Origin of the sequence: Helicobacter typhlonius (assembly GCF_001460635.1) — a bacterium.
Taxonomy (GTDB): Bacteria; Campylobacterota; Campylobacteria; order Campylobacterales; family Helicobacteraceae; genus Helicobacter_C; species Helicobacter_C typhlonius.
Genome location: NZ_LN907858.1, coordinates 198,909 through 225,123, shown reverse-complemented (window position 1 = coordinate 225,123; position 26,215 = coordinate 198,909). Strand labels below are relative to the sequence as shown.

Sequence of the window (26,215 nt, the reverse complement as noted above, 5' to 3'; positions counted from 1 at the left end):
AATGAAATTCTCCTTTCTTACGCTTTTCCCCGCACTTATTGAATCTTATTTCACAGATTCTATACTCAAACGTGCGATAGATAATCACCTTATTAATGTAGAGACAATCAACATTCGCGATTACGCCCTTGATAAATATAAAAAAGTCGATGAGCCACCTATAAGTGGCGGTGCCGGACAAGTAATAAAAGCCGATGTGCTCTCTCGCGCCCTAGAATCTGTGCAAGATTCACACATTATTTTTCTAAGCCCTTGCGGCAAAAGCTTTGAAAGCAATGATGCTTTAAGACTAAGTAAAAAATCCCATATAAGCTTTGTGTGTGGGCGATATGAGGGTTTTGATGAACGTGTTATTGAGGCATTTGCCGATGAGATTTTTAGCGTGGGAGATTTTATCCTCACTGGCGGTGAGTTACCTGCGCTTATGTTGTGCGATAGCATTTCGCGCTTTATTGATGGCGTGCTTGGCAATGCAGATTCTCTACGCGAAGAGAGTTTTGAATCTCATCTGCTCGAAGCACCGCAATTTGCTAAAATTTCTCATAATGCTTTATATTCTGCTGTGCCTTCAGTATATTTAAAGGGAAATCATAGTAGAATCGCCGACTTAAAAAAACGCTTGGCGATATGTAAGACAAAGTATTTTAGACCGGATTTGTATCAAACATATCATAATACATCAAGGCGCGAGATTAGGCGAGACCAAACAGAAAGGAAAGACTATGAGAAATCGTTATATACAAAGCTTTAATGACGCACAAATTGGCGACAAGAAAGTTCCGCAATTCAAGGCGGGTGATACCCTTAGACTTGGTATTAAGATTCAAGAAGGCGACAAAAGTAGGACGCAATATTTTGAAGGCGTGTGCATCGCAATCCGCGGAAATGGTGTAGATAGGACATTTACAACAAGAAAAATGGGTGCGAACAATGTCGGTGTAGAAAAAACATTCCCTCTTTATAGTGCGAGTTTGGAAAGTATTGAGGTGCTACGCGTTGGACGTGTGAGACGAGCTAAGCTCTACTACCTACGCAACAGAAGAGGTAAAGCAGCTCGTATCAAAGAGCTACGCAAGTAATCCATTTTGTCCTCTAAGTTTAGAGGTTTATGCTTCTTTAGACCTCTATAATTACTCACAAGATTATAAAACTAGGTTCTGCCCCTGCAATCTCTCTAATATCCGTATAATGCGCTTTCACGCGCTGTGGATACAGATTCAGTTATTTACCCTTAAAACACAACTTAGAATCTACATAATGTTTCAAATAATTCATATTTATCATTTCACTATGTCGCCCCCTTTGTTTAAATAGCTCAACTTGTGCTTTTTGCCACATATTTTACACACTCAATTTTTTACAGAATCTCCTCTTAAATTACCAAAAATTATCCGTTTCATCAATATACCTCTTTTGCTCAGATTTTTCTACAAACTCTCGCAAGTTTTAATAAAATCGTTATATCTTAAAAAGCTATATGCTCTTACTTTGGGTGCTTTAACCTATTCTTAAATATTTTCCCCTTACAATTTCATTAGCTTTTTAGCAATCTTAAGTCACAGGAGGAAAAATGAAATTATGTGCAAAAGCGGTTTTGCTTATGTCCTTGACATTTGTATGCACCCAAGCAGGCGAGATACTTTATGCCTCGAAGGTAAAATCACTCTACAAAGAAGGTGATAATAAGGTTGTAGGGAGGCTTTTACCAACAGCTAAGGTTGATGTGCTAGAGCATAAAGGGAATAAAGTGCTTTTGCGTATTCAAGGCTATAAGCAAGTAGGCAATCAAGCGGCTTTGTATTTTGCACCTAATCGGCGGATTTTGAATGTGGGATTTTCTAAAAATGTAGATGTGGCTTTTAAAAGTATAGAAACTTTTAAAGAAAGCGAAAGTAAGCAAGAATGGGAGCTTGCAAGTGTAGATTTATGGAGTGATGATGCACATTTGGTTGAAAGCGTTGAACAACTTTATAAAGAGGCAAACGAGCTTTTTGCGAATTGTTCTATTTGCCACGCTTTGCATCCACCTAAAGAATTTAATGCTAATGCGTGGCCAAGTGTGATTAAGTCAATGAAAACGCGTGTAGGCTTTGATAATGACCAAGAATACTTGGTGTCTCAATACCTGCAAAAAAATGCTAAAGATATGCCAAAGGAGAAATAATGAATGTATTAAGTAGACGACAAGTGCTTCAAGCAATGGGGAAAGGTTTAGCCGTATTTGCTCTTGTGCCTTTTGTGGGCTGTGATACGGAGAGTAAAAAGGCAGTTATAGAATCTGGAGTAAAAAGCTTTAGTGAGAATCTTGTGCTTGATGGTGAGGTTATTACGGGGGCTCATTGGGGGGTTCTTAAGGCAAAAATAAAAGATGGTAAGGTTATTTCAAGCACTAATGCGCTTAAAAATAATGTATCTAACCCGCTCCATAGCACAATACCTGATTTAATTTATTCACCTACGCGTATTCAATATCCTATGGTAAGGAAATCTTATTTAGAAAACCCTGCAAATCCAAAACCTGAATTACGCGGGGCTGATGAATGGGTGAGAGTGAGCTATGATGAGGCTATTGCACTTATTGCCAAAGAGCTTAAAGCTACTTATAAGCAAAAGGGTAAAGAGGGCGTTTTCGCTGGAAGCTATGGCTGGAAAAGCAGTGGGAATTTACATAATGCGAGAATCTTGTTACAGCGATTTATGGGTATGGCAGGTGGCTATGTAGGTGTGAGTGGAGATTATTCCACAGGTGCTTCACAGGTGATTATGCCTTATGTGGTGGGAAGTATTGAAGTATATGAACAACAAACCTCTTTTTCTAGCGTGTTAGATAATAGCCAAGTGGTAGTGATTTGGGGTGCTGACCCTATGGCTACTTTACGCAATGCTTGGACACTCAATGAAGGCACAGGGCTTGATTTTTTTGATCAGCTTAAAAAGTCTGGCAAGCATATTATTAGCATTGATCCAGTGCGAAATATGACTTGTGATTATTTGGGCGCGGAGTGGTTAGCTCCTTTACCAAATACAGATGTAGCCTTAATGCTTGGCATAATGCACACAATGTTTAAGAGTAATCAATACGATAAAGAGTTTTTAGAAAACTATACAACAGGATTTGAGCAGTTTAAATCTTATCTTTTAGGTGAGGCTGATGGTGTTGCCAAAGATGCTTTATGGGCATCTAAAATCTGTGGCATTTCTGCTCAAAAAATTGAATCTCTTGCGCAACTTTTCTTTAATAACCGCACTATGCTTATGTCTGGCTGGGGTATGCAACGCGCTCACCACGGAGAGCAGCCACATTGGAGCTTAGTAACTCTAGCGTGTATGATAGGACAAATTGGATTACCAGGCGGCGGATTTGGCTTGTCTTATCATTACAGCAATGGTGGTTCTCCTACAGCGACTGCACCTGTGGTTGGCGGGATTAATCTTGGTAATGTAGGAAGTGGCGGTGCAGAATGGCTTATGCAAGGGAGTGATAATAATTTCCCTCTTGCGCGCATTTCTGATGCACTACTTAATCCGGGCAAGAGCATTGAGCATAATGGCAAGAAAATCACTTATACCGATATTGATTTTATTTATTGGGCTGGAGGCAATCCGCTTGTGCATCATCAAGACACAAATACTCTTATCAAAGCTTGGCAAAAGCCGCGCACGATTGTTGTCAATGAGATTTATTGGACGCCAACCGCACGATTTGCTGATATCGTAATGCCTATTACTACGAGTTATGAGCGCAATGATATTTCAATGAGTGGAGATTACTCAAATTTGCATATTGTGCCAATGAAGCAGCTTGTAGAGAAGCAATTTGAAGCACGCGATGATTATCAAGTGTTTTGTGATTTGGCTAAAGCTTTTGGCGTGTATGACACATTTAACGAGGGTAAAAATGAAATGCAATGGATTGAGGAATTCTACAATCAAGCCCTAAAACAAGCCGAGGGGCTTATGCTCACTATGCCTAGCTTTAAAGAATTTTGGGAGGCAAATGAGCCATTGAGGTTTGAAATTCCAGCCGAATCTGAAAGTTTCGTGCGCTATGCAGAATTTCGCGAAGATCCTATTCTTAACCCGCTTGGAACAGAATCTGGTTTGATTGAAATTTATTCTAAAAGCATAGAAAAATTTGGTTATACACAATGCCCTCCACACCCCACTTGGCTTGAGCCTATTGAGTGGCTAGGAATGGATAACAAACCTGCAGAATTTGCACTCATCACCTCTCACCCCGAGTTACGATTGCATTCTCAATGCGCAAATACTTCTTTGCGAAAAGATTATGCGATTGCCGATAAAGAGCCAATTTGGATTAATACTAAAGATGCGGCGGATAAAGGTATTAAAACAGGCGATATTGTGAGTGTGAGTAATCAAAGGGGCGAAGTTTTAGCTGGTGCTTTTGTAACAGATGCGATTAAGCAAGGCGTTGTGCGATTATGTGAGGGAGCGTGGTATGACCCACAAGAGCCGGGCAAAATTGGCAGTGTGTGCAAAAATGGCTCATCTAATGTCCTTACACTTGATATGCCCACATCTCCTCTTGCTAATGGCAACATTGCTCACACGGCACTTGTAAATATTAAAAAATATGAGGGAGAGGTAAAACCTCTAAGTGTTTTTGAATCTCCACAAGGTGTGTAAATATCGCTTATAAATTCTTTATTTTTGCATTCCTATTCTTTATAAAGAATAGGAATATATTTATAGAATCTGCTTAAGTTTTTTATTTATTTTTATATTTTCTTGTGATGATTAAGTGTGTCTAGCATAAAAAGATTTACAATCTCCTATAAACCCTCAAAAAAATTTTGTATATTTACTTCTAAAACTTGAGCGATTTTAAGCAAATGCTCTATATTAAAATGCTGCTTCTTGTGGTAGATTTCAGCACAGGACACAACGCTTACTGATTTGTGCCCTATAGCTAAGGAAAGTTCAAGCTGGGTTAAACCTTTTAATTCCCTTGCTTTTTTGACATTTAAACCTATGATTCTATACGCATTGTCTATAAATTCATCTTGTATCTTTTGCATTTTTTAACTTGTTATAGTAAGGTAGATTTTATTTTAATTTGATAGAATGCGTTTTTCAACTTGATATTACAAGGTGAAAAATTGGAAGGATAAATAATGACAAAGTTAAGGCAAGATTTTGAAATAATTGAGACAGAACTAGAGCAAGTAGAAAGGCAAGTTTGCACAGAGCAAGATTGCGTAAAAATCTTCAGATTACAAATTGATGAAGGCTTAGATGAAGCACTCAAAGGTTTAGAAGATTTGAAAGCCCAGCTTCCAAAGGAGCAAAATGTTGCACTTTTTGACCAATGCACAGAAAATGCACTTAATGCGATTGTGGGGCATTTTGGATTGGGTGCAGTGGTGCTAAATGCCAAAGATGGAGGGAATGTCCATACAACGCACAATGTAAGAAAGGGCATTTATGCGAACGATACAGAAAGGCAAAGATATGAGAATCGCGGAGAATATGATTCGGATAAATATCATCAAGATTCTGCATATAAAGAAATCAACAAAAGACAAAGTGCATTAAAAAAAGAGGGTAAGCTTACAGATTATATGACAGGCAAAAAAATCAAGCCAAACGACAACACAGATTTAGACCATATTGTTGCTGCAAAAACTATTCACGATGACCCAGCAAGGGTTTTAGCTGAAGTCGATGGCACTAAACTAGCTAACACAGAATCCAATCTCAAAATGACAGATAGTACTTTAAATCGCTCTAAAAAAGATAAAAGTGCGCAAGAGTTTCTCCAAAGACGGGATGAAAATATAGCCAAGCTTGAAGCGTTAGAAGCTAAAAGAGGCTATCTTACAGAATCCGAACAAAACGAAATGAACAAATTGCAAAAGCAAAAAGAAATAGATGATGAGAAGCTATCTAAAGAATATGGCGATTCAAAAAAACAGATAGATAAGAAGGTGGATAAGGCATATTTATGGAAGCTCCAAGCCTTACAAAGAAGCTCTAAAGACAGGCTTAAACGATGCAAAAAATATAGCGATACACTCTGCTATTGGTATGGTTTTTAAAGAATTAATAGAAGGCATAAACATAGAGCTAAAGATTCTTTTCAAAGAATTTGGCAATGAAAGCCTCAAGGATATTTTCAAGCGATTTAAACAGAGAATCTCTAAAATTTGGGCAGATATTCAATCAAAATGGAAAGAGATTATCGCTGGCTCTTTAGAATCAGCCATTATGGCATTTTTTTCTAATTTCATTATATTTGTAGTGAATATAATCTTTACTACACTTAAAAGCATTGTGCGTATTATTAGAGCAGGATTTACTTCACTCTATCAGGCGGTAAAGATTATTGTGAATCCTCCCAAAGATATGCCAAAAGAAGATGTAATGTTTGAGGCTTCTAAGGTTTTTGTATCAGGTCTTATTGGTGCGATTGCTATGCTATCAAGTGAAGCAATAAAAACTTGGCTTTTAAGCATACCCGGGCTTAATGCTGTGTTGATATTGCCTGTTCCATTTACAGATGAAACGATAGGCGACGCCCTTTCGCTCTGTATCAGTGCGGCAATGGGAGTAGTATTAAGCACGATTGCAATTTATTATATGGATAAATATGCGAGCAAGGAAAAGGAGCGGAGGATACAGATTCAGATAATGGCACAAAGTGGTGTAGTAGTGCAATATAATATTGCACAAACTTGGTTTTGCTTCTATGATGCGTATGCTTATTTTAATAAGGCAGTGCAGGAGAGCACGATAATGCTAGAAAATGCTAAAGAGCAGATTGAATTAAGCAGCACAATGGCAAAGGATTCTATAAATGAAGCAAAAAATGCCACTAACGAGCTTTTAGAATTTATGTATCAGCAAGATATGAATAAAATAAGAAATAATAGGGGGTAAATTATGGACACACAACTCATAAGCATAGATGATGTGCAAAAGGCATTAGCACAAAACGATGAGGAACAACTCAAAGTTCTTGTTGAGAAAACAACAGAAAATATTTTTTCAAATATTGTCCGAATTACAGAAAAAATAGAAAAATCAAAGCAATTAGTAAAAGACGCTGAAAATGCCAAAGGTAATTTTCTTGGTTTTGGTAAAACAGCTAAAAGAACAGAGCTCAATACTAAAGCTATTTCTCAACAAAATGAAGCACTAGTGGAAATAAATGTACTTATCAAAGAAAGTGTTACGCTTACTTGTTGTAGTATATTTTTCGCAAAAAGTATGATTGAGACAATGTCGGTTATGATGGTTGGTGGCTTTAAAGATGTTGATGGGAACACAACAATATTGAGTGATGAGCAGCAAAAACATGCCCAAGTTATCTTACAGCAAGCCAAAAACTTTGTAGAGCATCAAACTGAATATGAGGCACGACAAGAAAAGCAAGAAATTGATATTAAAACATTGCAAGGAGATATGCGCGAGAAAGATTCCCTTGATGAACAACAAAGTCAAGATATTAGCCAAAATAGAGAAAATATTTTAAAAAATCAGCAAGTTATTAATCAAAATAGAGAGCTCATTGCCCAAAATAAAGAAGCTTTAGAAGCTTTAAAGGCGAAGAATAATTCATTAGCTACTATTGTTTCTATTGTCGCCTTGATTATAAGTGGAGCAAGTATAGCTTTGCATTTTATATAATAATCCAAGATTGCGCAATTTAGATTGAATGATCACGAAGAAATGCTTTATTTCACAAATTTCGCTATAATGTGCGCTTTAAAGGAATCTAAGTAGATTCTATAACTTAAGGAGCATAAATGAAGTTTCTTATCATTCAAGGACCAAATCTCAATATTTTAGGGCATCGCGAGCCACATATCTATGGGAATTTCACACTAGAGCAAATTCACACTAATCTTCAAGCCCAAGCCAAACAAAATAATGCAGAGCTAGAGTTTTTTCAAAGCAATTTTGAGGGTGAAATCATTGATAAACTCCAAGAGTGTATCGGTGGAGAATATGCGGGTGTGATTATCAATCCTGCTGCCTTTACGCACACTTCTATTGCCATTGCTGATGCGATTGCAAGCTGCGGTGTGCCAGTGATTGAAGTGCATATTAGTAATATCCACGCTAGAGAGGATTTTCGCTCCAAAAGCTACACAGGTGCAGTGAGCGCGGGTGTAATTACAGGTTTTGGTGCATTTGGCTATCATTTAGCTCTTATGGGAATCTTACAAATTGCAAATGAAATTGCCGCCCTCAAAGCACAGCAAAATAACCAAAACGCCTAAACTATGAGAAACTCTCACTCTCTGCCTTATCTTAGCCTTGATGAGAATGCGCAGTATTACGAATGTGGCTTTAGCTGCGATAATGCAGTTGTCGTGCGCGTGGAGGAGAGCAGATTTTTTATTACAGATTCTCGTTATACCCTTGAAGCCAAAGAATTATGCAAACCACGCACCGAAGTGATAGAATCTGCGAATTTTATACAAAGCGTGCAAGAAGTGCTACAAAAGCTCCATATACATAAAATAGTGTTTAACCCCCAAGAGCTAAGTGTGCAGATGTATGAAAAGCTTAAAAATGCGCTTGAGAAGCACAAATGTGAGATTATTCCACAAGAGAATTTTCATCAAAAGCTTAGAATCTGCAAAAGCGAGCAAGAGATTGCCCTTATTAAAACATCACAAAAGCTTAACAAAAAGGCATTTAAACGATTTGGCATGCATTTAAATAAGATTGTTAAAAAATCTCCAAGTGAAAAAGCACTACATTATCAGGCTATGCAGTTTTTGAGCCATTTTGGGGAGTATGAACTAAGCTTTGAACCAATTGTTGGCATTAATGCTAATGGAGCAAAGCCCCACGCTTTGCCCAATGCAAAGTGTTATTTGGCAAAAAATGATATTTTGCTTTTTGATGCTGGAATAAAATATAAAAGATATTGTTCAGATATGACGCGCACAGCTGCTATTAAAGGTGAGATACATTTTGGCAAGAAGCAAAAATTTAAAAATCCAAAGTATCAAAAAATCTATGATATTGTTTTAAAAGCCCAAGAAGAAGCCATTTCAAAGGCAAGAAGTGGTATGAGTGGCAAGCAGATAGACGCTCTAGCGCGTAATATCATTGAAAAAAGTGGCTATGGCGCATATTTCGTGCATAGCACAGGACACGGCGTGGGGCTTGATATACACGAGTTGCCGCGTATTTCACGCCTAAGTGAGGAATGTGTAGAGGATGGTATGGTATTTTCTGTTGAGCCCGGTATTTATCTCCCACAGGAATTTGGTGTGCGAATTGAGGATTTAGTGGTGATGAAAAATGGACGCGCAGAGGTGCTATAACATATATGGATAACGCACATCAAACACAAATGCAGCCTACAAGTCTTCGGGCTATTTGTCAAAGTGGCGCGTTACATCTTTTAGAATCTTATACTGCAAAACGATATGCACTCAATATGAATTTTTTTGCTTCAATCAACCCTAAGCTTTTTGAAGAGCTTAAATCTCCTCCTGCGCAGTATAATGTGTATTGCAATGGGGAGGATTTAAACATCATTGATGTGCATACTAAAAATTTTGTCTATCCTACGCGCAAAAAGGGCAAGAAGCTTAAACATACAATGATAGAGCAAAATTTCGCTCTATCTTCAAATCCATTGAATAATTCAGCCTATACTCTGCATACAAATCGTCTAGCCCTCCATAAACTTGACGAAGAGAAATTACCTCTCACCGCAGGGATTTGTAATCCTATGATTGATATGATGTTAAATGAGTTTGGGGGAGCAAATCGCTTTCATCTCCCCTCACATTTTTTGCCGAATATGACGCTTTTTGGGTTACTTGGTGGTATGTTTTTGCAGTTTTTGATTGAGCAGGGCTACTATTTTCATTCCTTATTGCTTTTTGAAGAGCATATAGATTTTTTTAGAATCTCACTTTATTTTGTAGATTACCCTTTGTTATTTGAGCGTGTGAGTGAGCGCTCGTGTTATGTATTTGTCAAGGATTTATTGCATAAAGAATTTGTCCAAAATTATTTTGCACAAAGAAGAATTACAAATAACTTTTTGCGCCTTGAATTATGCCTGTATGATAGTCCTAAATTACAAGCTGTGCAAGAGAGTGTCGCAGAAGCTTATGCAATAAATTCTAGGGGTTGGGGGAGCTTTGATGATGAGATGATAGGCGTAAAAAATACATTTATCAATTTGGGCACAAATAAAGCGCATCTAGCTTATCCTATTTTGCACCTACCACAGCGTGTTAATGCGCCTATATGTGTTGTAGGAAATGGACCAAGTCTTGATATGTTACTGCCTTTTATCAAAGCTAATGCGCCTAATATGATTATTTTTAGTTGTGGCACCGCGCTCAAGCCGCTTAAGAATGCAGGTATTGAGCCTGATTTTCAGATTGAGATTGAGCGTATATCTTATCTTAAAGATGTTTTACAATCCGCCCCTTTGGGTAAAACTACGCTTTTATGCGGCAATATGGTGCAACCTGACGCACTCGCTCTTGCTGAAGAGGCATATATATTTATGCGCGGTGGAAGTGCGAGTGCGTATTTTGGTGGGGTAAAAAGTGTAGTTGAATTCGCCGCACCCTATGTAGGTAATGCAGGATTCGCCCTTGCTTGTTTATTAAGTGAGGAAGTGATAATGTGTGGGCTTGATTGTGGCTACATCAAAGGTAAGGCAAAACACGCGCAGGGCTCATATTATGGCGATGAGGAGAATACGATACCTAAAAATGCCTATCTCGTGCAAGGAAATAGCGACTATGAAGTGTATGCAGACGCGCTATTTAGCCTCTCTAGTGCGATGATGAGCAAAGCGATTAGGGTTTTTGCCCCAAAACTTGTAATGAATATTGGCGATGGTGCATACATTCAGGGGAGTCGCTCCACTCATCCCGATGAATTTACCTTGCGCGAAATCGATAAAAACACGCATATACAGACAATAAAAAGCTTTATGTGTGCAGATAAAAGCGCAGTTTTCTCGCACGAGCAATCTTACACAGCAGAGCTAGACGCCTATAAAAATGAAATTCTCAAAGCACTCAAAAGCGAAGTAAATGGGCAAAATCGCCCGATAGCAAACAAAAAAGAGCTTTTTTTACGCATTGATTCTATTCACGCCCTAACCCTCAAATACTCCGCAAAAATCCCATTTGTGGGCGTGATGTTTGAAGGGAGCGTAGCACATATGCTCCATACGATGATGCTCTGTGCGCTGCATATCCCTAGCGATGATATTATGCCCTTTTATGCACGATGTGTAGAGATGATAGAAACCGCCCTTAACAAAATGATAATGAGTTATAAAATCCTTTATCTTGCAAATATGCGCTCATAAGATTCTAAAAGAGTTGTTTAAGGCTTACGATTATCATTTCTCTATGCAATCAATAAAAAATGTGATATAGATTTAACTTACCAAGCAAAGTCAAAAAAGCTTTTTGCGCGACAAAGATTCTAAACTACAAAAGCCTAGCGCACCGCACATTTATCAATCAAAGCCTTATGTTCTTTGAGCTCGGGCTCTTTTAAAACCTCCTCTTTTGGGATAAGCCCAAAGGTTTTCTGGGCATTGACACAATCCTTGAGCTTATAATACCCCCACGCTAGAGAATCTAAATACGCCGGATTGAGCGGGGAAATCTCTAATGCCTTTTTAATATGTCCCACGCCCTCAACCACATTAATTTCATAATCAATCATTAAATATCCCAAAAAATTGAGAAAAAATCCCATTTGTGCGCTATTTAGCTGCAAAGACGCATTAATCATTTCATCTTTTGAAGCGGGTTTGTCGGTAGTTTGCATAAGTTTTATAGCACTTTTCAGCTTTGTAGCAATAATGCGCACTTGTGCAATGTTTTTCTTGTCTTTTAAAGATTCAAAACTATACACCTGCTCAAGTGCCAAAAAATAGGGATTTTTATTTTTCTCATAGAGATATTTTGCCTGCAAAGAAGCGTTGTAATAATCCCCCTGTGCTGCGTATAGCTCGAGTAATATCTCACCCTTAAATGGAAATTGCGCGGCAATCTCGGAGGCTTCTTTAAACTTCTTGCGGTGCGTGTAAGCCAAAATTAAATTACGCGCATTTTCAATCGTAGGATTCTCATCAAAAGCGCGTTTAAAGAGATATTCTATCTTGTCAAACTCCGGGAATTTCGCATAAATAGCTATGCCAAATTGACAGAATTTCCCCTCGCAGCCATAATTTTGTATATGATTATCAAGCAATTCTAAGGCTTTTTTTTGGTGCGAAAGGGATAATTCTATGGTGATAATTTTTTGCGCTATATCCGCGCTCTTACTCGTATTATACGCATCATACAAATACTCTAAAGCCTCTTTATACGCGCCCTTTGTAGCATAAAGTGAGCCTAAAATATCGCTTAACATCACACTAGGCTCACTTTTATAAATGATGAGTGCCTCTTTTATCGCTTCATCTGTCTTTTCAAGCTTGAGATAGGAATCCAAAAATACTTTATGTAGCATTATGTCCTTTGTGCCACCTAGTGCGAGATACTCATTTGCAAAGCCAAGTGTAGCGTTAGGATTATTAAGCGCGGAGGAGAGCACAACGGCTTCTTTGAGATATTCAAGCTTATGTGTCTCCTCATAGAGCACGAGATATAAATCCCGCGCCTTATCAAATCGTGATTGTGTCTCATAATCGAGTGCTTCAAAGAGATAGCTCTCCTCGTCAAATGCACCATAGCACAAACACGCACAGCAAAGCAAACTCACTAGCCATTTCATTTTTGTTCCTTTTTTGCTCTTATACCAGCACACATATGCGTAAGGGACACAAAATCGTCCCCGCTCAAACTTTTATGAGATTCCCAAAATGGAAAATTGCGACATTGCGCCGGGCGAAGCGCGTAAATACCACATTTTCCATCATCAAAAAATACACACGCCAAGCCATTTTGATATGGCTTTTCAAGGAATGAAAATCTATACCCGACTTTGCGCACATACTGCATACAAAAAGATTCAAAGCTTAGGGCTAAAAACGCGGCAATTTCTTGCATTTCCTTGATACTTGCAAATACATATCCGCTCTCTCCTATGCAGCACTTGCCCCCACAGCCCTCACATTTACTCGCATCAAAGCTAAATGGATAATCACTCATAGAATCTTTTTGTATCGGTTTTGTAGATTCTATTGACATACTCAACTTGCGAATCTTTCACGCGTTCATTAAAAACTCTCCGCCCATTCAGCTGTGTCAAAATAAGCTGCTCCACGCCAATAGCAGTAGAATAATTCACCCAATCATAGCGCAAATCCCCGCCCAAAAGCGAAGCATACTCAACAAGGTACTGATTTGGTCTATTAATCACATTTGCTATAAAAAGATTCCTTCTATCATTTCTTTGTATCATTAGTAAAAGCGCGGGATTGAAGTTGATTTGTGTAGAAAGCATTTTATCGGGCTTTCTGGCAGAGAGAGCAAGTTGCGAGGCGATAAGCCCCGTTTTCACCCAAGGCGTGTTAAAAAACACAACATTTCCGGCAATATGCCGCTCATAGGTTCTAAGCTTTTGTGAAAAAGTCGTAGCAGATTTTGAATCTATTACTTCTTGAAACACTACGCGGTTGCTTTTTTCCTGTAACATCGCACCAAGATTGCGTCCAATAACGCCATTATCATTATAGGCGACAATGGACTTACTCCCCACCATTGATAAGAGTAGCTCAATCTGCGCCTCATAGTCAATCCCGCCAAAGATAAGATTCTTTGGTGTAGAGTCTGTTTTGATTTGTTTTTTATTGATTGTGGGAAGATAGGTAGGGAGACTGATATTAAGATTCACAAACTCCTGTGCGCCCTTTGTAGTAAGGATAGCAATCACAGAATCATAATCATTTTGCACGATTTTTGCATAGGTATTACGCAAATTTGCCGTGCTTTCATCGCCAGTGTCAAAAATCTCAAACACAAAGTCATTTCCCCGCATCATTAAATAAGCCAAAATCGTATCAATACTGCTCGCAGAATAGCGTCCAATCACCTTTTTAGGCATTAAAAGGGCAAGCTTTACTTTCGCACCACCTTGAAAATTTGTAGGCGCTAGATAATCCATAATACCCAAATCCGCAAGTGCGCTTGAGAGCTTAGAACGCAACTCAACATCATCTATACTCGGGTCAAAAAACGCAATAAATGAAAAAAACTGCCCCTTGAGAAAATAATCAACCAAGCACGAGTTAGAACATTTAGCAGTGCTGACATTGAGTACCTCTTGCTGTGGGAGTGGGAGTGGCGAGATAATATAGCTTTTTGCAGCCACATTTGACGCACATAGCACACAGATGAATGCAAAGATTCTAAATAGTCTCATATTTGTCCTTTTGCAAGTAAAAAATGCGTGTGCGCCTCTTTTTTCAAGGAGGGATTACGCACAAGCTCATTAAGTGAATAAGTCATCAAAAAAATTCTGTTATTGTGCCATAAAATTCTACCAGCTTCTAAATGCACCCCCAAAATATGCTCAACGACCTGATTTCCAAGCAATATACATACTTTTGGTGTGATTTTTTGGAGTTGAGAGAGGCAAAAGCCCATACAGGATAGAATTTCGCTCTTTTCTATGTATGGATTCCCGCTACATTTTATGAGTGATAAAATCGATACCTGATGTTTTGAAAGTCCAAAAACGCGTGTGATGATATTTTCTAGCATTATGGCACTTTTATTTTGCACGAATATGCCATTTTCATCAACAAGTGGGGTTTCACTAATAAAACAAAGTTGTGATTGTGGGTTACAAAGCCCCACAATCGGTTCTTTGCAATGCTTAATGCGATTACACAAGGAGCAGTTTTTGATAACGGATTCTAAATCATTATGCAAGGGCTGATAAGGGGTGGGGTGGTGCAAGGGCATCACATATCGTTCCCCACAAGCATACTGCCCATACAGCAGTTTAAGTTGAAGCATTTTAAGAATCTGTGCCTTCATCATTAAGCCCTAAACTAAATCAAGCTCTAAGCCCACTGGGCAGTGGTCGCTCCCAAAAATATGAGGATAAATACTCGCTTCTTTAATATGTGATTGCAGATTTTGAGAACATAAGAAATAATCAATGCGCCAACCCGTGTTATTCTCTCGCGCCTTTCCCATATAGCTCCACCAGCTGTATGCGCCCTCGCGCTCGGGGTATAAATACCTAAAAGTATCCACAAAGCCAGATTCTAAAAGCTCACTCATCTTGCCTCGCTCCTCATCTGTGAATCCCGCATTTCTGCGATTAGTCTTTGGGTTTTTCAAATCAATCTCTTTGTGGGCGACATTCAAATCCCCGCAAATCACCACAGGCTTACTTTTGGAGAGATTCACAACAAAAGCGCGAAAGTCATCTTCCCACTCCATTCTATACTCCAGCCGCTCTAGCTCTCGCTTGGCATTTGGCGTATAGACATTGACAAGATGAAAATGCGGATATTCTGCACGAATAATACGCCCCTCCTTGTCGTGATGAGCAATACCCATATCATATTCTACCTTTAAAGGCTCATTTTTGCTTAGCACCACTACGCCAGAATAGCCCTTTTTTTCCGCACTATTCCAAAAGTTATGATAGCCCTCAAAGCTAAAATCTGCTTGTTCCTTATACATTTTAGATTCTTGAATACAAAACACATCGGCATCAATTTCTCTAAAAAAATCCATAAATCCCTTATTTATACACGCACGCAACCCATTGACATTCCACGAGATAAGTTTCATTAAGCCCCTTCAATGCTGAATCTAAAAAAGAATAAGTGTGGCGACCCTTGGAAGATTTGAACTTCCGTTCCCGCCGAGAAAGGGCGGTATCCTTGGCCTCTAGATGAAAGGGTCGGCGAAAGTATAGCAAACTTTATTTAAGATTTGCTACAATGCGATTTTTGCAATAATGAACCTTACCACAAAACAGCACAAAGGATAAATATGCGTAACTCTATAAAACTTTTGGGAATCTATGGTTCACTGCTTTTGTTGTTAGCGGGGTGTAGTATAACGCCTACCGCGCAAACTTCACAAGATTCTACTGCAAAAAGCGATATTATCACGCTTAGCTTTATTGGCGATAATGTGCTTGGCGACTACTATGGGAGCAATGGCGAGACGCTTAATTGGTATTTTAATCACAAAATAGGCAAGGATTATAGCTATTTCTTTGCAAAAGTTAAGCCCATTTTGCAAAGCGATGATATGACTTTGGGGAATCTCGAAGGACCGCTCACTACACATAATGGGGATAGAATGATTAAGCCCTTTGCCTTTAAAGGCGACCCAAGCTATGTAGAGATTCTTAAAAGTGGTAGTGTGGAGGCGGTAAATATCGCTAATAATCACACGCGCGATTATGGAATGCAAGGATTCAAAGATACCCAAACGCACCTCAAAAACGCAAAGATTCATTACAGCGGCGAGGGCGTATTAAGCATTTATGAGGTGAAAGGCAAAAAAATTGGTATGGCGGGACATCGCGGGTGGAATCCAGCGATAAAAACGCAAGTAAAAAAAGAAATAGAATCTTTGCGTAATATGGGCGCGGATATTGTTATTTTCACTTTCCATTGGGGAGAGGAGAGGGAGAATTACCCAAACAAGATTCAAAAAGACATCGGGCGGTTTGCTATTGATAATGGAGCGGATTTAGTCATCGGGCATCACCCGCACGTGTTGCAGGGCATAGAGGAGTATAAGGGCAAAAAAATTGTATATAGCCTTGGAAACTTCGTCTATGGTGGGGCGAAAAATCCAGCCGATAAAGATAGCGTGATTTATCAAGTGCGTTTTGCCTTTGGCGCGAAGCAAAATCAACTTGAAAAAATGAGTGATGAGCTGATTTATATCAATAACAAAAAAGTGCAAAAAATCGCTAAAATGCAACAATGGAGCGAACTGCATAGCTTTGTGCCTGTAATGATTAGCGGGGCAAAGACATATAATAACTATCAACCTATAATTGCGCAAGAAGCAGACAAAGAGCGTATTATTAAAAGAATGAATACTTATAGCGCACCATTAAACTAGTGCGATTTTTAAGAATCTTAAATAAACTAGGATACCTATGCAGGATTTTATACAAGGATTCTTAGTGGCATTTGGGCTCATTTCTGCCATTGGCGCACAAAATGCCTTTGTCATCAAAAGTGCTATCAAAAAGGAGCATACATTCTTTGTATGCTTCGTGTGTGTGCTATGTGATGTCATTTTTATGAGTCTTGGTGTGTTGGGCGTTGGCACAATGCTTGCAGATTCTGTCATATGGAGCAAGATTCTAGCCTATGGTGGCATTTTATTTTTATGCGTGTATGGATTGCGCTCACTTAAAGCCGCTTTTCAATCAAACCAAAGTATTCGCTTAGAGCAAGACAACACGCATTTATCGATGAAAAGCACACTTTTAGCCACATTAAGCATTACACTTTTAAATCCACATATGTATTTGGATACCTTTATCTTGCTAGGGAGTATCAGCATAAGCACAGATTCTAAAATTGCCTTTCTTTTAGGCTGTATTAGTGCTTCTGGTACGTGGTTTTCTCTGCTTGGATTTGGCGCAAATGCACTATCGCCCTACTTTGCCTCACCCACCGCGTGGAGAATCTTAGATGGATTTATAGCGTGTGTGATGTTTGCGATTGCCTTTAGCCTTGCGATGTATGTGGCGGGGATTTAGCCCCATTTCCCAATAAAATATGATTTTTTTAGAATCTTAAGCACAAAAGCCCCACCTTATCCTTTATCTCCACAAATCCTTTGAATATGCTTCAAAATCTCCTGTGCGCCATAGGGCTTAATCTTGCTCATTACCTGCTGTGATTTTTGCGTGAGTTTCTCACCCTGCAAAGATTCTATAAATTTCAGCACTGCTTGAGCACTTAGCTCGGATTCCCTTATCACCTCTCCTAAGTCCTCTTTGGCAAAATACAGCGCATTAAAATATTGATGGTCTTTTGCCGCATAAGGATAAGGCACAAAAATACCAATTAGCCCATTCGCACTCATCTCCCATAAGCTTGAAGCACCAGAGCGTCCAATACACAAATCCGCCGCCCACAGCCGCTCAACAAGCTTTGTATCAAAGGCGAATACATCAATATCATTTACAATCCCAAGTTTCTCATATGCCTCCTTCATACGCTCAAAGTCCCGCTCCCCACATTGATGAGCCACCTTTATGCCCCTTTGTAAAAGCTCGGGCACAAGCGTTAGCGCAAAGTCATTAATACCCTTTGCCCCTTGTGAGCCACCCAAAAATAATATCTCGCGCACACTCTCGCGCACACGCGCCTTTGTGAAAAACTCATCACGTACCGGATAAGAAGTGCGGATAAAATTTTTAGAATCTGATTCAAAGCTCCCAAAAACCGCCTTTGCAAAAGGGGTTAGAATCTCATTAAGCTTACCCTTAATCGCATTTTGCTCGTGGATAAAAAGCGGAATAGCACATAAAAGACTAGCGATACTCGCGCCACCTGCGCTAAACCCACCTACACTTATCACACATTCGATTTTATGAGATTTAAGAATCTTGCGTGAGCGTGCCACGCATTGGGCTTGTTTAAAAAGTGCCTTGAGCTTACCCAAACCCCGCTTATTAACTACACCTACTGAATCTAAAAAATAGCATTGCGTAAAAAGTGAGGAAGATTCAAACCAAGCCCTATCCTGCCCTAAAGTCGAGCCGATATAAATAGCTTCCTCCCCGCTCTTTTGTATAGCTTCTGCCAAAGCTTTAGCAATGGCCAAATGCCCTCCTGTGCCTCCACCTGTAATCGCAAACTTCATTTAAATCCTTTATGTAAAAATACGAAATAATGCCTGTATTGTAATGTGCGAAAATGATATTTTAGTAATGTGTAAAAGGGTATTAAGTTAAGATTCTATATACTCACGCAAATTTTCTTTAAAGGCACACAATGGCTCAAATTATCACGCGCTTTGCGCCCTCGCCCACAGGATATTTGCATATCGGGGGATTGCGCACGGCATTATTTAACTATCTCTATGCAAGAGCAAATGGTGGTAAATTTTTGCTTCGTATCGAGGATACGGATTTGGCGCGAAACTCACTTGATGCGACAAAGGCGATTATAGAAGCTTTTAATTGGGTGGGATTAGAATATGATGGCGAGGTCATCTATCAAAGCCAAAGGTTTCCCCTCTACAAGCAATATATTCAGCAGTTACTCGATTCTAAAAAAGCATATTACTGCTATATGAGTAAAGAGGAACTAGACGAGCTAAGGGCGCAACAAGAAGCAAACAAGCAAACACCGCGTTATGATAATCGCTACCGCGATTTTACTGGCACGCCACCGAGCGATAGAGAGCCTGTGGTAAGGATTAAAGCCCCGCTTGAAGGCGAAATATGCTTTAAGGACGGCGTGAAAGGCGAGATGAGAATCCAAGCTAAAGAACTTGATGATTTTATTATCGCACGAAGCGATGGCACACCCACTTATAATTTTGTCGTTGCTATTGATGATGCGCTTATGGGCGTTACAAATGTGATACGAGGTGATGACCACTTGAGCAATACACCAAAACAGATTATCGTGTATAATGCATTGGGCTTTGCAATACCGCGATTTTTTCACGTGCCGATGATTCTTAACCCTCAAGGGCGCAAACTTAGCAAACGCGATGGTGCAATGGGAGTGATGGACTACAAAAAAATGGGCTATCTGCCCGAAGCGATTCTCAACTTCCTCGTGCGTTTGGGCTGGAGTTATGGCGATAAGGAGATTTTCTCTCTCAAAGAAATGTGCGAACTCTTTAACCCATTCGAACTAAATAGCTCCCCTAGCGCATACAATGAGGATAAATTTTTATGGCTCAACGCACATTATATTAAAAATACCGATAATGCCACACTTGAAACGCTTTTAAGCGCATTTAATGTGCCTTGCATAGAAGCGGGAAAGCGTGAGATTCTCTATCCTGCACTTAAAGACAGATGTAATACTCTTGCAAACTTCGCACAAGGCTTTTTTGAAGTGATGAATGCACCTCAAAGCTATGATGAAAAAATGCGCTCAAAGCTTGATGAAGTAGCAGTGGCAAATTTAGAATCTCTTTTTAATGGAGCAGATTCACAAATATGGGAAAGCGCGCACAATATGGAATCCTACCTGCACGACCTCGCTACACAGCGCAATATCAAAATAGGCAAACTTATGCCAACTCTGCGCTGTGCCTTGCTCGGCAAGAGCGGAGGCATTGGCGTGTGCGAGGCGCTTATTATACTCGGGCAAAAAGAAAGTTTGGAACGCATTAACGCATTTTTGCGTAGCTAAAATACAAAAGAGGCGATATGAAATCAAATACAAATGAAGAGAGTGAGTGTAGCCACATATCAGCTAGAGATTCACTCGCGCAAAAACGCGCTTGGCAAATGATAACGCGCATAGATGTATGCAAAAACACCCTAAAATACGCACTTATAAGTATGTGTATGTGTTCCTTTGCCTTTGGGAATTGGTTTATGAATGGCTGGGACACACAAAATCCGCCAAGCCTTGAACAAAGTCTCAAATCCCTACTTGCTCTAAACTGCTCACAAGTAGATATGATAAAAGGCACTACAAAGCCACACAAGGGCAAAAAGGCAATAGAGCAGTGCAAAAAGGAGCAAAAATTTTTACTCGCTATTGCCAATGACGATACACAAACCTATCAATCTATAATGAAAAATGGCGAGGGAAATGAGTATTTCTCGTTTTATACCACGCATTCCCCGAGACTTGAAATCACGCCCCTTATGGCTGCTATTGCCCTCAACTCCACAAGAGTGTTTAATCTCATTCTAGCAGATTCTGCAAAATCAAAACGATTCTCCACCAAAAAGCCGCTTTATGATATTAATCGCGTGATGAGTGATGAGCAAAGGCATATAGGTGCCTTTAGACTAGGAAATGGAATCTACGATGCCTATGGCGTGAATGCACTTGATTTAGCGGCAATGTATCGCAGGTATGATATGTTTTGGGCGTTACTCAATAAAGGCGCGGAATACAATAATCCAAAATACCCCCTAACAAATGGTATTATTGCCTTTGGTGATAGATATATTTTAGAGCTTATGTTGCAATTTGACAAGGAGTTTTTAGAACATTTTGGCGGGGGACATATCTTGCATTTTCTTGCGCGTGATGGCAATGTGGAGCTTTTAGAATACCTCATCGTAGATAAAAATATGCCTATTGATACGCTAAGAGCCGGTGAAACACCGCTTGATGCGGCACTTAATGCTAAAAATTTTCAGCATAAGCCACAACTAGAAGCAGCGCAAAAACTTATAGAATTAGGTGCAAAAGTAAGTGAGGCAAATGCACATCGCATTCATAAGCTTACCCACCAAAAAGATAAGCAATAAAGATACAGAATGTGTTTTAAAAGTTTTTAAATCTTATCATTTGCCTTAGCCAAACCCTAACCTTAAAGGCATTTAGAATCTTGCTTAAACTTGCAAGAATCCACAATGCTAAGCTTCCTATTGCGCCTGCGTAATTACTCCCCCGCCTAGCACACAATCGCCCTGATACACGACAAGTGCCTGTCCTTGTGCTACGCCATAGGCAGATTCTAAAAGTTTCGCGTGGATATACTCGCCCTCTATATCAATACGCGCCTTAAGCGGAGTAGAGCGATAACGCACTTTCACATCATACACGCCGCCATTAAAGGTTTGTGGTAAGCTTTTGTTTAATGCTCGTATAGAATCTACCGCCAATTCCTCCTTTAATCCCACGACAATTTCATTGTCTCGCGGATTTATCGCCTTGACATAGTGTGGCTCGTGTGAGCCAAATACACTAAACCCCTTGCGTTTGCCAATCGTATAGTGCATATAACCTTTGTGTGAGCCCACTACCTTGCCGCTACTATCGCGCACAATACCTACTTTATCCACATCTTCATAAAGACGCAAAATATCAATATAGCTCTCCTCCACAAAACAAATTTCTTGTGATTCTTTATAGGTCTGTAATGTCCCCAAAAATGGCAAGAGTGCAAGAGCGGTTTGCTTCACTTCGCTTTTATGTATCGCGCCCAATGGAAAGAGGATTCTATCAATGGCATTTTGAGGCAGAGCATAGAGGAAGTAGCTTTGGTCTTTGCTTTCATCTACTGCTTTTGCTATGCGCTTTATACCCTCAATCTCTTGAATCTGAGCATAATGCCCCGTGGCGATATAATCGCAGCCCAATTCATCGGCTTTTTGCAAGCCTAAGCCAAATTTCATTAGAGGATTGCAAATCGCGCAAGGATTGGGCGTTAGCCCCTCTTTGTATGAACGCACAAACTCATCATACACATTATGCTTAAATGCCTCTTGCAAATCAAGCACCATAAACTCAATACCCAAATGTTCTGCTACTTTATGGCAGTTTTGTATATATATTTGATGTTTTTGCTCTTTATTATGTAATTTGAGATAAAACCCTATTACCTCATAGCCCTGCTCTAACAACAAATGCGCACAATACGAACTATCCACGCCACCACTCATAAGAAGTGCTACTTTCACTATAATCCTTTGTAAAAAATAAAGCCTAGAGTGTAGCATTTTGAAGTAAGTTGCGCGTAAATGTCTATAAAAGCGATTTTGTGGTATAATTTGGCTTTGTGCTAAAACCTAAGCATTATATTTTATTTTGGAGAACATTGTGATTTTAGAGCACGAACTACCCCAAGGGAGCAAATTATATTTTGATACATCAGCCAAACTCAAGCGAGATATAGAATCTTGCGCAATTAATGCGTTTTATGAGAATGACTACAAAGAAATTGTAACGCCCACTTTTACATTTTTGGAACATCAAGATGATATTTTAAATCGTGGGCTTGTGCGTTTAAATAGTGAAAGCAATCACCAGATTGGTTTGCGCTATGATACGACCTTTGAAGCGATGCGTATTGTTACAAAACATATTGCGCATACCAGTGAGCATAAAAAATGGTTTTATATTCAACCTGTGTTTAGCTACCCCACGACAGAAATTCATCAAATTGGTGCGGAGCATTTGGGGGGTGAAAGCCTCGCACCCGTGATGTGCCTAGGCGTGCATATTTTGCAAGAGCTAGGGCTAAAGCCGTATGTGCAAATCTCTAATATGAAGATTCCATTGCTCTGTGCCAAGCATAGTGGCGTAGATATAGAAGTCTTTGCCTCACAAGATGTGGGCAAACTACTGCAAATGGAAGGCTATGTGGCGGATTTAGTGCATATTAAAACAAAAGAAGATGTGCAAAATGCAATCAATAATGCACCTGTATTTTTACGCGGTGAGCTGGAGAGGTTACTTGAATGTGCAAGTTACTGCGAGTATGAAAAGAGTATTTTCTCACCCCTTGCTTCCTCGCCCACCTCGTATTATAAAGACTTGTTTTTTAGAATGTTTCTTGGAAATGCAACTTTATTGCAAGGTGGCAAATACATCGTGGGCGACCAAAGCTCGTGTGGGTTTGCAATCTACACTGATGAAGTGGTAGAATGCCTTATTTAGCACAAATGTATAGAAACTAATTAGGAGAGGTTATGGCTGATTTGATCGTGGGGATTCAATGGGGTGATGAGGGCAAAGGCAAGATAGTTGATAAAATGGCAGGAGACTACGACTACATCGTGCGCTATCAGGGCGGACATAATGCTGGGCATACGATTGTGGTAAATGGACGCAAAGTAGCTCTGCACCTGCTACCCTCTGGCATTTTGTATGAATCTTGCAAAAACATTATCGGCAATGGTGTGGTAATTAGCCTTGAGGCACTCATACAAGAAATGGCGGCTTTTCCTAATCTGCAAGGGAGACTTTTTATAAGCGATAAGGCGCATATTATCCTGCCATACCACGAGCTTCTAGACAAAGCCAAAGAAAAGAATAAGAACAAAGCCATTGGCACGACAGGCAAGGGTATAGGACCCTGCTATACGGATAAAATCTCACGCAATGGCGTGCGCATTATGGATTTAACAAATTCAGCACGATTAAAAGAAAAAATTGCCTCCATTTATGAGCAAGCACAATATGTGGCGAAAGCCTATGATGTGGAGCTCCCAAACATAGAAAATGTGGTAGCAAAAATAGAATCTATGAAAGAGCAGATTTTGCCTTTTGTAACCAACACAACACAGATTCTATGGGAAGCACAAGATAGTGGCAAACGCATTCTGCTTGAGGGCGCACAGGGCAGTATGCTTGATGTAGATCACGGCACTTATCCTTTTGTAACAAGCTCGACAACAATCGCTGCAGGTGCGTGTAGCGGGAGCGGATTAGCCCCAAGGGATATTAAACAAATTATAGGAATTGCCAAGGCTTACTGCACGAGGGTGGGAAATGGTGTATTCCCCACTGAAGAAAATGGCACAATAGGCGAAAAGTTGCGCGAAGCTGGGGGAGAGTTTGGCACGACAACAGGACGTGCAAGGCGATGTGGCTGGTTTGACGCGGTGGCGGTGCGATACGCGGCGCGACTAAATGGCTGTGATTCTCTCAATATTATGAAACTTGATGTGCTTGATGGATTCTCGTCTATTAAAGTATGCGTAGGTTATGAATATGAGGGCAAGGTAATTGATTATATTCCTACTGATTATGAATGTGTGCGCCCTGTTTATAGAGAGTTTGAGGGCTGGAATAAAAGTGCGAAAATCCGCCACTTTAACGACTTGCCAAAAGCAGCACAAACCTATATTAACGAGCTCGAAAAGCTCACTGGCACAAAAATTGCTATGATTTCTACAAGCCCAGAACGTGATGATACTATTAGGCGCTAAGCAATGAAAACAAAATTTAGCTCAATCGTGAGTTTGCGCAAAAAAGATATGCAAGAGTGCGAACGCGTGATTATGCAAAACGAAAACAGAATTGCAAATAAGCAAATGCAAATTGATGCTATTGCAGACGAAGTTGTAAAGCTTGAAATGCCTCGTAGTGGGACATTTTATGCTTTTAAAGCGTATGATGAGGTCAAAAAAATGCTTTTTTATCGTATGAGTGTAGCACAAAGTGAGCTAGATGAATTGCAAGCCAACAAGGCGATTTTACAAGCACAATACAAAAAGTGCCACATCGAATATGAAAAAATGGCGTTTTTAGACAAAAGAGAGCAAGAAAATATACTCCAAGCCATCAAAATGCAGGAGAAAAAAGAGGTTGATGAGATTGCTATGATGCTTTATAATAATGTTGATGGTAAAGTTATATGAAAGCTAAGTTAGGGATTCTATGCGCCTTATGCGCGAGTAGCTTCGCACAATCTCAACTGCTTGATTGCAGTATCATTTTTGAAGCGCGCAAAGATGAAATCAAAGCGCAACTTGATGAGATAGATGAGCGACAACAAGCCTTACAGGTGCTACAAAACGCCACGCAGGTGCTACTTGATGAAAAGGAACGGCAGCTCAACGCAAAAGAGCAAGAAATTAATCAAAAAATTGTCGTTTTTGCACAAGAGCAAGAAAAATCCAAAGAACAAGAAGAACAAACACACAAAAATAATCTTGCAGAAATAGAGCAAAAAACCCAAGAGCTAGAGCAGCTCATCGCCTATAATGAGGAGATTCTATCAAAGATTAAGGCGCAAAAAGATGATAAGATTATCCAAGCCTATAAGGGGCTAAAAGAAGCTAAAGCCGCTGCGATACTTGCGGACTTGCCAGAATCAGAGGCGGTAGAAATCCTCTCGCAGATGGAAGTAAGGGATATAGTAAAAATCCTCGGCAAAATGGATAATCAAAAAGCCGCACGCATTACCTCATCAATACGCGCGGTAGAGCCAAACCGCCTACCACAAAATCTACCAAATGTAGAATCTAGCAAGGATTCTAAAAATACAAATCCCGATATAGACACAAGTTCTAATCAAGACATACCAAATCCCACACAAGAAGATGAGACGGCAGATTCTAATGATGCTTTAGAATCTATAGAATCCACTCAAGAGGGCATAGATAGCCCTACGCAATGATATTTGATTGATTTTGCATAAAGCATAGATAAATACTTTGTCCCTATTTAACCTACGGGCATTTTATGAATACCCTTAAGCCCACAAGCAATTAAATCTTAGAGGCAAACAAAACAAAAAGCAATCAAAAAATTACTTTTGGCTTATTTTGCGCAAGTATTATATTTTATGGGATAGGCGGTTCTATAAGCAAGATTTTAATGCCCAAACTTTTTTTCATATTGGTGGATTAATTT

General features: G+C 39.6%; 26 protein-coding genes and 1 tRNA gene. 18 read left to right on the top strand and 9 right to left on the bottom strand.

Annotated elements, in window-relative coordinates; all coding sequences use genetic code 11:
* The first annotated feature begins 1 nt into the window (after nucleotide 1).
* The 4 genes from trmD to BN2458_RS01095 all read left to right on the top strand — a co-directional run bounded on the left by trmD (nucleotide 2) and on the right by BN2458_RS01095 (nucleotide 4,650).
* Nucleotides 2-751, top strand: coding sequence for a tRNA (guanosine(37)-N1)-methyltransferase TrmD (gene trmD, locus BN2458_RS01110; protein WP_034325932.1), 750 nt, complete (start codon nucleotides 2-4; stop codon nucleotides 749-751).
* Nucleotides 723-1,079, top strand: coding sequence for a 50S ribosomal protein L19 (rplS, locus tag BN2458_RS01105; RefSeq protein WP_034325933.1), 357 nt, complete (start codon nucleotides 723-725; stop codon nucleotides 1,077-1,079). Before trmD ends, rplS begins: the two co-directional genes overlap by 29 nt.
* A 491-nt stretch (nucleotides 1,080-1,570) precedes the next feature.
* The gene (locus BN2458_RS01100) at nucleotides 1,571-2,164 is read left to right on the top strand and encodes a heme-binding protein (RefSeq protein WP_034343857.1); all 594 of its coding nucleotides are present in this window, start codon (nucleotides 1,571-1,573) and stop codon (nucleotides 2,162-2,164) included.
* On the top strand, nucleotides 2,164-4,650 hold the full coding sequence (locus tag BN2458_RS01095; RefSeq protein WP_034343858.1) for a molybdopterin guanine dinucleotide-containing S/N-oxide reductase: 2,487 nt from the start codon (nucleotides 2,164-2,166) through the stop codon (nucleotides 4,648-4,650). The genes BN2458_RS01100 and BN2458_RS01095 overlap by 1 nt, the downstream gene beginning before the upstream one ends.
* Nucleotides 4,651-4,796: 146 nt before the next feature.
* On the opposite strand, the gene BN2458_RS01090 is transcribed toward BN2458_RS01095, so the two are convergent.
* Nucleotides 4,797-5,042 (bottom strand): helix-turn-helix domain-containing protein, encoded by a 246-nt coding sequence (locus BN2458_RS01090; RefSeq protein WP_034325936.1) that lies wholly within the window; start codon nucleotides 5,040-5,042, stop codon nucleotides 4,797-4,799.
* Between the two features lie 96 nt (nucleotides 5,043-5,138).
* Here BN2458_RS01090 and BN2458_RS10240 point away from each other — a divergent pair, with 96 nt between their 5' ends.
* The 6 genes from BN2458_RS10240 (at nucleotide 5,139) to BN2458_RS01060 (ending at nucleotide 11,332) form a co-directional block, all read left to right on the top strand.
* Nucleotides 5,139-6,062, top strand: a complete 924-nt coding sequence (locus BN2458_RS10240) for a hypothetical protein (RefSeq protein ID WP_034343860.1) — start codon at nucleotides 5,139-5,141, stop codon at nucleotides 6,060-6,062.
* Nucleotides 6,052-6,903 carry a hypothetical protein gene (locus BN2458_RS10235; protein WP_034343861.1) on the top strand — a complete coding sequence of 284 codons (852 nt, stop codon included), beginning with the start codon at nucleotides 6,052-6,054 and terminating at the stop codon, nucleotides 6,901-6,903. The genes BN2458_RS10240 and BN2458_RS10235 overlap by 11 nt, the downstream gene beginning before the upstream one ends.
* A 3-nt stretch (nucleotides 6,904-6,906) precedes the next feature.
* Nucleotides 6,907-7,653 carry a hypothetical protein gene (locus BN2458_RS01075; RefSeq protein ID WP_034343862.1) on the top strand — a complete coding sequence of 249 codons (747 nt, stop codon included), beginning with the start codon at nucleotides 6,907-6,909 and terminating at the stop codon, nucleotides 7,651-7,653.
* 119 nt (nucleotides 7,654-7,772) lie between these two features.
* Nucleotides 7,773-8,249, top strand: coding sequence for a type II 3-dehydroquinate dehydratase (gene aroQ, locus BN2458_RS01070; protein ID WP_034343864.1), 477 nt, complete (start codon nucleotides 7,773-7,775; stop codon nucleotides 8,247-8,249).
* A gap of 3 nt (nucleotides 8,250-8,252) precedes the next feature.
* Nucleotides 8,253-9,308 carry a M24 family metallopeptidase gene (locus tag BN2458_RS01065; protein ID WP_034343865.1) on the top strand — a complete coding sequence of 352 codons (1,056 nt, stop codon included), beginning with the start codon at nucleotides 8,253-8,255 and terminating at the stop codon, nucleotides 9,306-9,308.
* A gap of 5 nt (nucleotides 9,309-9,313) precedes the next feature.
* Nucleotides 9,314-11,332, top strand: coding sequence for a 6-hydroxymethylpterin diphosphokinase MptE-like protein (locus tag BN2458_RS01060; protein WP_081951513.1), 2,019 nt, complete (start codon nucleotides 9,314-9,316; stop codon nucleotides 11,330-11,332).
* Between the two features lie 134 nt (nucleotides 11,333-11,466).
* Here the strand turns inward: BN2458_RS01060 and BN2458_RS01055 are convergent, their stop codons facing one another.
* The 6 genes from BN2458_RS01055 to BN2458_RS09805 all read right to left on the bottom strand — a co-directional run bounded on the left by BN2458_RS01055 (nucleotide 11,467) and on the right by BN2458_RS09805 (nucleotide 15,845).
* Entirely contained in the window at nucleotides 11,467-12,753 is a 1,287-nt protein-coding gene (locus BN2458_RS01055) for a tetratricopeptide repeat protein (protein WP_034343867.1), read from the bottom strand.
* Nucleotides 12,750-13,130 carry a YkgJ family cysteine cluster protein gene (locus tag BN2458_RS01050; protein WP_034325943.1) on the bottom strand — a complete coding sequence of 127 codons (381 nt, stop codon included), beginning with the start codon at nucleotides 13,128-13,130 and terminating at the stop codon, nucleotides 12,750-12,752. The genes BN2458_RS01055 and BN2458_RS01050 overlap by 4 nt, the downstream gene beginning before the upstream one ends.
* The gene (locus BN2458_RS01045; RefSeq protein WP_034325944.1) at nucleotides 13,123-14,343 is read right to left on the bottom strand and encodes a hypothetical protein; all 1,221 of its coding nucleotides are present in this window, start codon (nucleotides 14,341-14,343) and stop codon (nucleotides 13,123-13,125) included. Before BN2458_RS01045 ends, BN2458_RS01050 begins: the two co-directional genes overlap by 8 nt.
* The gene (locus tag BN2458_RS01040; protein ID WP_034325945.1) at nucleotides 14,340-14,963 is read right to left on the bottom strand and encodes a uracil-DNA glycosylase family protein; all 624 of its coding nucleotides are present in this window, start codon (nucleotides 14,961-14,963) and stop codon (nucleotides 14,340-14,342) included. The genes BN2458_RS01045 and BN2458_RS01040 overlap by 4 nt, the downstream gene beginning before the upstream one ends.
* A 9-nt stretch (nucleotides 14,964-14,972) precedes the next feature.
* Nucleotides 14,973-15,731, bottom strand: coding sequence for an exodeoxyribonuclease III (locus BN2458_RS01035; RefSeq protein ID WP_034325946.1), 759 nt, complete (start codon nucleotides 15,729-15,731; stop codon nucleotides 14,973-14,975).
* Between the two features lie 38 nt (nucleotides 15,732-15,769).
* Nucleotides 15,770-15,845 (bottom strand) — tRNA-Glu (locus tag BN2458_RS09805).
* A 90-nt stretch (nucleotides 15,846-15,935) separates the two neighbouring features.
* On the opposite strand from BN2458_RS09805, the gene BN2458_RS01030 reads away from it, so the two are divergent.
* The gene (locus BN2458_RS01030) at nucleotides 15,936-17,027 is read left to right on the top strand and encodes a CapA family protein (protein WP_034325947.1); all 1,092 of its coding nucleotides are present in this window, start codon (nucleotides 15,936-15,938) and stop codon (nucleotides 17,025-17,027) included.
* A gap of 37 nt (nucleotides 17,028-17,064) precedes the next feature.
* Nucleotides 17,065-17,676 carry a LysE/ArgO family amino acid transporter gene (locus BN2458_RS01025; protein WP_034325948.1) on the top strand — a complete coding sequence of 204 codons (612 nt, stop codon included), beginning with the start codon at nucleotides 17,065-17,067 and terminating at the stop codon, nucleotides 17,674-17,676.
* A gap of 56 nt (nucleotides 17,677-17,732) precedes the next feature.
* Here the strand turns inward: BN2458_RS01025 and murG are convergent, their stop codons facing one another.
* Nucleotides 17,733-18,788, bottom strand: coding sequence for an undecaprenyldiphospho-muramoylpentapeptide beta-N-acetylglucosaminyltransferase (gene murG, locus BN2458_RS01020; protein WP_034325949.1), 1,056 nt, complete (start codon nucleotides 18,786-18,788; stop codon nucleotides 17,733-17,735).
* Nucleotides 18,789-18,919: 131 nt separating this feature from the next.
* Here murG and gltX point away from each other — a divergent pair, with 131 nt between their 5' ends.
* Complete coding sequence (gltX, locus tag BN2458_RS01015; protein WP_034342222.1) at nucleotides 18,920-20,299, top strand: glutamate--tRNA ligase; 1,380 nt, start codon at nucleotides 18,920-18,922, stop codon at nucleotides 20,297-20,299.
* Between the two features lie 17 nt (nucleotides 20,300-20,316).
* Complete coding sequence (locus tag BN2458_RS01010; RefSeq protein ID WP_231944811.1) at nucleotides 20,317-21,378, top strand: ankyrin repeat domain-containing protein; 1,062 nt, start codon at nucleotides 20,317-20,319, stop codon at nucleotides 21,376-21,378.
* A gap of 117 nt (nucleotides 21,379-21,495) precedes the next feature.
* Here BN2458_RS01010 and mnmA read toward each other — a convergent pair whose 3' ends face one another.
* Complete coding sequence (mnmA, locus tag BN2458_RS01005; protein WP_231944810.1) at nucleotides 21,496-22,533, bottom strand: tRNA 2-thiouridine(34) synthase MnmA; 1,038 nt, start codon at nucleotides 22,531-22,533, stop codon at nucleotides 21,496-21,498.
* Between the two features lie 139 nt (nucleotides 22,534-22,672).
* Between mnmA and BN2458_RS01000 the strand changes: the two genes are divergently transcribed.
* From BN2458_RS01000 to BN2458_RS00985, 4 genes are read left to right on the top strand one after another with little or no spacing between them, the layout of a single operon-like run.
* On the top strand, nucleotides 22,673-23,512 hold the full coding sequence (locus BN2458_RS01000) for an ATP phosphoribosyltransferase regulatory subunit (protein WP_034342224.1): 840 nt from the start codon (nucleotides 22,673-22,675) through the stop codon (nucleotides 23,510-23,512).
* A gap of 32 nt (nucleotides 23,513-23,544) precedes the next feature.
* Complete coding sequence (locus BN2458_RS00995) at nucleotides 23,545-24,786, top strand: adenylosuccinate synthase (protein ID WP_034342227.1); 1,242 nt, start codon at nucleotides 23,545-23,547, stop codon at nucleotides 24,784-24,786.
* A gap of 3 nt (nucleotides 24,787-24,789) precedes the next feature.
* Entirely contained in the window at nucleotides 24,790-25,218 is a 429-nt protein-coding gene (locus BN2458_RS00990; RefSeq protein ID WP_034342230.1) for a flagellar export protein FliJ, read from the top strand.
* On the top strand, nucleotides 25,215-25,979 hold the full coding sequence (locus tag BN2458_RS00985) for a MotE family protein (RefSeq protein ID WP_034325954.1): 765 nt from the start codon (nucleotides 25,215-25,217) through the stop codon (nucleotides 25,977-25,979). The genes BN2458_RS00990 and BN2458_RS00985 overlap by 4 nt, the downstream gene beginning before the upstream one ends.
* Nucleotides 25,980-26,215 lie beyond the last annotated feature (236 nt).